Here is a 7572-nt window from a genome sequence, read left to right as displayed (position 1 = left end):
CCGCTAAACACGGGGGCTGCGCGGCGGACACGCCGACGTCACCGCAATGCCACGCCATTTTGCAGAACTTGACGCACACAACTTCCGGTCAAAATCACTATGCCGCGGAACTCGCTTCCGGGGTGACGCGCAGCCAGAGCGCCTTTTCGCCCAATGTGCCAACCATGCCTGCGTGTGCTGCGCGCTCGGCGTCGGTCAGGCGCGACGGCAAGGCGATCGGCCGCACACCGATCGAAATATCGATGTCGTCGACATTCTGCCTTCCGCCCGCCGGAGTCAGGATGCTGTCGAGGATGAGGCTTGCCTGCTTGCCGCCGATGAGCTCGATATAGACCTCGGCCAGCAATTCCGAATCGAGCAGCGCGCCGTGCTTGGTCCGGCGGCCGTTGTCGATGCCGTAGCGGCGGCAGAGCGCATCGAGCGAATTGGGGCCCATCGGATGCTTGCGGCGCGCCAGCGCCAGCGTGTCGACGATCCGTCCCGGATCGATGGCCGGATGGCCAAGCCGGCCGAATTCGAGATTGAGGAAGCCGATGTCGAAGCCGGCATTGTGCGCGACCAGCTTGGCGCCGTCGATGAAGGCCAGAAACTCCTCGGCGATCTCCATGAAAGTCGGCTTGCCCTGAAGATCGGCGGCGCTGATGCCGTGCACGGCCTGCGCCTCGTGATGGATCTGGCGGCCTTGCGGGTTGATGTATTTGTGGAAGGTTCGGCCGGTCGGAAAGCGGTTGACCAGCTCGATGCCGCCAAGCTCGATGACGCGGTCCTCGCGCGTGTCGAGGCCGGTGGTTTCCGTATCGAAGATGATCTCACGCATCGAATCAGTCCACTGGTTCCGACATCATTCTAGCCGAATCACACCAGGAACAAAATGGCAACAAGTAATGTGGGTCTGCAAGCCTCTTAACCAGGCCTGGCTGCCTTATCCACGACTAGTTCGGCGACGATCGCCTTGACGGCCGCGCGAGCGGCGTCAAAGCCCTGACCGGTGTCGATGACAAAGTCGGCGCGCCGGCGCTTTTCGGCGTCGGCAACCTGCCTGGCCAGGATCGACGCCAGTTTCTCCTCGTTCATGCCCGGCCGTGCCAGCACGCGGGCGCGCTGGACTTCAGGCGGCGCGGTGACGACCACGACCTTGTCGACGCGATCGCGGCCGCCGGTCTCGAACAGCAGCGGTATATCGAGCACGACAAGAGGCGCGCCGGCGGCACGATGTTCAGCCAGGAAGGCATCGGCGTCGGCACGGACCAACGGATGGATGATCGCTTCCAGACGTTTCAGGGCGGCGGCGTCGCCGAGCACCCGCTCCGCCAGTGCCGCACGGTCGACCGCACCGGATCTGGTGGTGCCGGGAAAGGCCGCCTCGACCAAGGGCGCGGCCTTGCCGGCATAAAGGCGATGCACAGCCTCGTCGGAATCATGGACCGGCACGCCGGCTTCGGCAAACATCTTGGCCGTGGTCGATTTGCCCATGCCGATCGATCCGGTGAGGCCGAGCACGATCATTTTATCGCGCCGATATCGGCGATGATCATTTGCCGCAGTTCGGCGGTGACCTGCGGCCTGGTGCCGAACCAGCGCTCGAAGCCGGGCACCGCCTGGTGCAGCAGCATGCCGAGCCCATCGACGGTTCTCAGGCCGCGCGCTTTGGCCGCGGCAAGGAGCGGCGTCTCCAGTGGCACGTAGACGATGTCGGTGACGATGGCGCCGTCCGGCAGTCTGCGGGGATCGGCGGACAGGCCTTCATTGCCGTGCATGCCGAGCGCTGACGTGTTGACCAGCAGGCCGGCATCTTCGAGCAATTCGCCGGTCGCCGCCAAGCCATGGGCGGAGACGCCGGCACCGAAGCGGTCGCGCAGCTCCTGCGCCCTCGCAAGCGTCCGATTGACGATGCGGATGTCGGCGACGCCGCGCTGCTTCAGCGCATGAATAACCGCGCGAGCGGCGCCACCGGCGCCGAGCACCACGGCGCGGCCGTTGGCCGCCCAGCCCGGTGCATATTCGTCCAGATTGGCGGCAAAGCCATGGGCGTCGGTATTGCCGCCCCACAATTCGCCATTCTCGAACCACAGCGTATTGACCGCACCGATCTGTTCGGCGTCGGCGTCGCGGCGCGCCGCCAGTGCGAAGGCGGCTTCCTTGTGCGGGATGGTGACGTTGCCGCCGCGATAGCCTTGTGCCTGCAGCGTCTGCAGGAATTCGGCAAACGCCTCTGGTGCAACGTCGATGGCCTCGTAGACGCCGCCGATGCCATATTTCGTCAGCCAGTAGCCGTGGATCTTCGGAGACCTGGAATGCGCGATCGGGTGGCCCGTGACAAACGCCTTTTTCGTGGCCTCAGCCATCGATCGCCCCGAACTCACGCAGCTTGGCCAGCACCGGCAAAAGTGGCAGGCCGACAATAGTAAAATAGTCGCCTTCGATTTTTTCGAACAGCTGGATGCCTTCGCCTTCGATCTGGTAAGCGCCGACGCTGGACAAGGCCTTGGCGCCGACGCGCGCAAGATGGCGGCCGATGAAGGCCGGATCGAGCTTGCGCATGGTCAGGCTCGCAATGCCGACATGCCGCCACAGAACCTGGCCGTCACGGCCGAGCACGACGGCGCTGTTGAGATGATGCGTCTTGCCCGACAGCGCCAGCAGATGACGGCGCGCTCCTTCCATGTCGGCCGGCTTATGGAACAGCTCGTCGCCGAGCGACAGCGTCTGGTCGCAGCCGAGCACCAGGGCGCCGGGCTTGCGCTCGCTGACGTCGGTGGCCTTGGCTTCGGCGAGCACCAGGGCGACGTCCTCCGGCGACACGCCACTATTCTGCAGCGGCGCCTCCAGCGCGCGCTCATCGACTGAAGCCGGAACCGCTTCGACTGCGACGCCGGCATTGACGAGCAGCGCCTTGCGGAACGGGCTGCCCGAGGCAAGGATGATTTTTTCGGCCATTTTTTTCGCCTGATCTTTCCTTCTCCCCTTGTGGGAGAAGGTGGATTGGCGCGCAGCGCCAAGACGGTTGAGGGGTGTTGGACGGAGCATTGTTGGTGCCAAGCTGGAACACCCCTCATCCGACCGAGCTTCGCTCGGCCACCTTCTCCCACAAGGGGAGAAGGTAAGGACCACCCACAGCACAAGCGTCCAAACCCTACCGCGTCTTGCCGCGCAGGGCAACGATTGCCGCCGCCGTCTCCTCGATCGAACGGCGGCTGACGTCGATCATCGGCCAGCCATGCCGCGTGCATATCTGGCGGGCATAGGTGAGCTCTTCCGCGATCGCGGCGCGGTCGACATAATCGGTCGGCTCATAGGCGCTGGTGCCGAGAATGCGGTTCTGCCGGACTTGCGATATGCGTTCGGCGGTGGCGACCAGGCCGACGATCAGCGGTCTCCTGGCATTGACCAGGGTTTCGGGCACCGGTACGCCGAGCACAATCGGAATGTTGGCGGTCTTGATGCCGCGATTGGCGAGATAGATGCTGGTCGGGGTCTTCGAGGTGCGTGAGATCCCGACAAGCACGATGTCGGCATCGTCCATATTGGCCGGCAGCTGGCCGTCATCATGCTCCATGGTGAAATTGAGCGCGTCGATGCGGCGGAAATATTCGGCGTCCAGCACATGCTGGGCGCCGACGCGGCGGCCGGCCGGCGTGCCGAGATAGGACTGGAACACCGTCAGCACCGGCTCCAGCACCGAGACGCAAGGCAGGCCCATGGCCGCGCAGCGTTCGTCGATGCCGCGGGCAAGCTTCTGGTCGACCACCGTGTAGAGGATGATGCCCGGCTCCTCCTCGATGTCCTCGAACACTTTCGTCACCTGCTTTTCGGTGCGGATGAGCGGGTAGATATGTTCGATGGCGCGCGCATCCTTGTATTGCGCGGAAGCCGCGCGGCCGGCGGCCAGCAGCGTTTCGCCGGTGGCGTCGGAAATCAGATGAAGGTGAAAGAAGCTCTGCGGTTTGTTCACAGGATACATTCCAGGCTGTGGGCCGATGTGGATAAGCCGGGCGGAAAACTCGGCCACCGCAAAGCGACTGTATCAGATGGCGGTTTGTCCACAATTCGATGTGCTGTCGGCTTCTCCGGGCGGTTGGGGACAAGTCCGGGGACGGAGCTTTTTGCCTTCGCTTCATCCACAGGGGCAATTTCCCTGGCCTGGCGGCAACGCATTGACTCCAGTCGTAAATTCGCGGTTTTCCACAAAGTCCTGCAATCCCGCTGGAGAAGCGCGCGACAATATGCTGGCTGGTCTTTTCGAGGGCAAAGCGGGACAGGAGACAACCACCACAACCAACAGACTCTTAGAATCATAAGATTCCTAAAAATAGAATATTTAATTATAGGGAAGCCTGGAAAGGCGAGCGCTCAATGCCTCAAGACCGGATCGTGCTGGACGTGTTGAGAGGCAAAGCGGCGTTTCCGCCGCCGCTCTGGATGATGCGCCAGGCCGGCCGCTATCTGCCGGAATACCGGGAGACGAGGAGACGGGCCGGATCCTTCCTCGATCTTTGCTACGACCCGGATCTCGCCGTCGAAGTGACGCTGCAGCCGATCGAACGCTTCGGCTTCGATGCATCGATCCTGTTTTCCGATATTCTTGTCGTGCCGCATGCGCTTGGCCGCGACGTACGCTTCGAGGAAGGACGCGGCCCGCTGCTGACGCCGATCACGGCTGCGGAAATTGCGGCTCTCGACGGCGAAACGTTTCACGTGAATCTCGAGCCGGTCTACGAGACGGTGCGGCGGTTGCGCGCCAGACTGCCTGATGAAACGACGCTGATCGGCTTCTGCGGTGCGCCCTGGACGGTGGCGACCTACATGATTGCCGGCCACGGTACGCCCGACCAGGCGCCGGCCAGGCTGTTCGCCTATCGCGAGCCGGCGGCCTTTCTTAGGCTGCTGAAGGTGCTCGCCGATCATTCGGGTGCCTATCTGATCCGCCAGATCGAGGCCGGCGCCGACGTGGTGCAGATATTCGATTCGTGGTCAGGCGTACTCGACGAAGCGTCTTTCGAGTTGTTCTGCGTCGAGCCGGTGGCCTCGATCGTCCGGCAAGTGAAGGCTGCCCATCCCAATGTTCCGATCATCGGCTTTCCCAAGGGCGCGGGAGATCACTATCGAAGCTATCGCCAGAAGACGGGCGTGACCGGGCTGGGTCTCGACTGGACCGTGCCATTGTCGACCGCGAAGGAATTGCAGCGTGACGGCGCCGTGCAGGGCAATCTCGATCCGCTGAGGCTTGTAGCCGGCGGCAAGGCGCTTGACGACGGCGTGGGGGCGATCCTGAAGGCGCTGGGCGACGGGCCGCTGATCTTCAATCTCGGCCACGGCATCACGCCGGAGACGCCGCTCGCTCATGTCGAGCGGATGGTCAAGCTGGTGCGGAGCGCATCGTGACGATGATGGGCGCGGACAATGCGAACGGCACCAACACCGGTAAGGGCGCGATGCGCCGCGCGGCAATCGCGATCGCCATTTTCCTGGTGCTGGCCGGGCTGCTGTTGCTGTTCGGGCCCGATGATTTCTATCCCTGGGCAAAGGCGATCCATGTGATTGCCGTCATCTCCTGGATGGCTGGCATGCTCTATTTGCCACGCTTGCTGGTCTATCATGCCGATGCCGAAAAAGGCTCCGTCCAGTCGGAGACTTTCAAGGTGATGGAGCGCCGCCTGCTGCGCGGCATCATCAATCCGGCAATGGTGATCACCTGGGCATTCGGCCTGTGGCTCGCCTGGAAAGGCTTTGGTTTTCAAGGCGGCTGGCTGCATGCCAAGATCGCTGCGGTGGTTGGCCTGTCGGCCGTGCATGGCTATCTCGCCGGCGCCGTCCGGAAATTTGCCGAAGACCGCAATGAAAAATCGGCAAGGCACTGGCGGATCGTCAATGAGATCCCTACATTGCTGATGATCGTCATCGTCGTCCTGGTTATCGTGAAACCGTTCTGACGTCTTCGGTTGCCCGCAAAAGGCGGCTTGCTCTTTCAACCGACCGACGATAAAAGACGGGTCTTCCTTCCCGTCATGCGCCGCCCATTTATCGCTTCGGCCGCGCCCGGCATTTGTCGCATCCCGCCGATATTTTTCCCAAAGCTTACTCAGAGTCCGTCTAATGATGCAAGAAATGAAACTCACAGAGTTCAAGAACAAGAAACCGCCAGAGCTGATCGCTTATGCGGAATCGCTCGAAGTCGAGAACGCCAGCGTCATGCGCAAGCAGGAGCTGATGTTCGCGATCCTGAAGAGGCTGGCGACCCAGGATATCGAGATCATCGGTGACGGCGTCGTCGAAGTGCTGCAGGACGGTTTTGGCTTCCTGCGCTCCGCCAATGCCAACTATTTGCCAGGTCCCGACGACATCTATATTTCACCGTCGCAGATCCGGCGGTTCTCGCTGAAGACCGGCGATACGGTCGAAGGCCCGATCCGCAGCCCGAAAGAGGGCGAGCGCTATTTCGCGCTGCTCAAGGTCAACACGATCAATTTCGACGACCCGGAAAAAATCCGCCACAAGATCCATTTCGACAATCTGACGCCGCTTTATCCGACCTCGCGGCTGAAGATGGAGATGGAGGTTCCGACCTCCAAGGATATTTCGGCGCGCGTCATCGACCTGGTGGCGCCGCTCGGCAAGGGCCAGCGCGCGTTGATCGTGGCGCAGCCGCGCACCGGCAAGACGGTGCTGCTGCAGAACATCGCCCATTCGATCACCACCAACCATCCGGAATGCTATTTGATCGTGCTTCTGATCGACGAGCGGCCGGAGGAAGTCACCGACATGCAGCGCTCGGTGAAGGGCGAGGTGGTGTCCTCGACCTTCGACGAGCCGGCGGTGCGCCACGTCCAGGTCGCCGAAATGGTCATCGAAAAGGCCAAGCGCCTGGTCGAGCACGGCCGTGACGTTGTCATCCTGCTGGATTCGATCACCCGCCTCGGCCGCGCCTACAACACCGTCGTGCCGTCATCCGGCAAGGTGCTGACCGGTGGTGTCGACGCCAACGCGCTGCAGCGGCCGAAGCGCTTCTTCGGTGCTGCCCGCAATATCGAGGAAGGCGGCTCGCTGACCATCATCGCCACGGCGCTGATCGATACCGGCAGCCGCATGGACGAGGTCATCTTCGAAGAGTTCAAGGGCACCGGCAATTCGGAAATCGTGCTCGACCGCAAGGTGGCGGACAAGCGCATCTATCCGGCCATGGACATCCTCAAATCCGGCACCCGCAAGGAAGACCTGCTGGTTCCGCGCCAGGACCTGCAGAAGATCTTCGTGCTGCGCCGCATCCTGGCGCCGATGGGAACGACCGACGCCATCGAGTTCCTGATCGACAAGCTCAAGCAGACCAAGACCAACGCGGATTTCTTCGATTCGATGAATACGTAGGGTTGCGGGCCTTCCCTTCTCCCTTGTGGGAGAAGGTGGCCGAGCGAAGCTCGGTTGGATGACGGGTGCTCCAACTTAGCAACGACGGCACTCCGTCCAACACCCTCATCCGTCTCGGCGCTGCACGCCAATCCACCTTCTCCCACAAGGAGGGCTTTGCACGGGGAAGCGAAATCCTGGTTGGTGAGTTAATGGGGCTTTTTTGATGGC

The 7572-nt window shown here is 62.3% G+C and carries 8 protein-coding genes; 3 read left to right on the top strand and 5 right to left on the bottom strand.

All coding sequences use genetic code 11. The annotated features are described in order from the left end of the window. Positions 1 to 97: 97 nt before the first annotated feature. The 5 genes from dnaQ to NKJ23_RS34100 form a co-directional block, all read right to left on the bottom strand. Entirely contained in the window at positions 98 to 817 is a 720-nt protein-coding gene (gene dnaQ, locus NKJ23_RS34120; protein ID WP_352685124.1) for a DNA polymerase III subunit epsilon, read from the bottom strand. 86 nt (positions 818 to 903) lie between these two features. Beyond that, entirely contained in the window at positions 904 to 1506 is a 603-nt protein-coding gene (gene coaE / locus NKJ23_RS34115) for a dephospho-CoA kinase (protein ID WP_352685122.1), read from the bottom strand. Continuing rightward, on the bottom strand, positions 1503 to 2345 hold the full coding sequence (locus tag NKJ23_RS34110; RefSeq protein ID WP_352685120.1) for a shikimate dehydrogenase: 843 nt from the start codon (positions 2343 to 2345) through the stop codon (positions 1503 to 1505). Before NKJ23_RS34110 ends, coaE begins: the two co-directional genes overlap by 4 nt. Further along, positions 2338 to 2937, bottom strand: coding sequence for a Maf-like protein (locus tag NKJ23_RS34105; protein ID WP_352685118.1), 600 nt, complete (start codon positions 2935 to 2937; stop codon positions 2338 to 2340). The genes NKJ23_RS34110 and NKJ23_RS34105 overlap by 8 nt, the downstream gene beginning before the upstream one ends. A gap of 196 nt (positions 2938 to 3133) precedes the next feature. Continuing rightward, positions 3134 to 3952: a pyruvate, water dikinase regulatory protein gene (locus NKJ23_RS34100; RefSeq protein WP_352453668.1), complete on the bottom strand. Its 819-nt coding sequence runs from the start codon at positions 3950 to 3952 to the stop codon at positions 3134 to 3136. 401 nt (positions 3953 to 4353) lie between these two features. Here NKJ23_RS34100 and hemE point away from each other — a divergent pair, with 401 nt between their 5' ends. The 3 genes from hemE (at position 4354) to rho (ending at position 7362) form a co-directional block, all read left to right on the top strand. Continuing rightward, complete coding sequence (gene hemE, locus NKJ23_RS34095) at positions 4354 to 5382, top strand: uroporphyrinogen decarboxylase (protein ID WP_352685116.1); 1029 nt, start codon at positions 4354 to 4356, stop codon at positions 5380 to 5382. 2 nt (positions 5383 to 5384) lie between these two features. Then, on the top strand, positions 5385 to 5930 hold the full coding sequence (gene hemJ, locus NKJ23_RS34090) for a protoporphyrinogen oxidase HemJ (protein ID WP_031211566.1): 546 nt from the start codon (positions 5385 to 5387) through the stop codon (positions 5928 to 5930). 166 nt (positions 5931 to 6096) lie between these two features. Beyond that, positions 6097 to 7362 carry a transcription termination factor Rho gene (gene rho, locus NKJ23_RS34085; protein WP_023675925.1) on the top strand — a complete coding sequence of 422 codons (1266 nt, stop codon included), beginning with the start codon at positions 6097 to 6099 and terminating at the stop codon, positions 7360 to 7362. The last annotated feature ends 210 nt before the right edge of the window (positions 7363 to 7572 follow it).

Source organism: Mesorhizobium sp. M0184 (assembly GCF_040322215.1).
Classification (GTDB): domain Bacteria; phylum Pseudomonadota; class Alphaproteobacteria; order Rhizobiales; family Rhizobiaceae; genus Mesorhizobium.
Note: the sequence above shows the minus strand (reverse complement) of the source record. Positions and strands in the feature narration are given on the sequence as shown.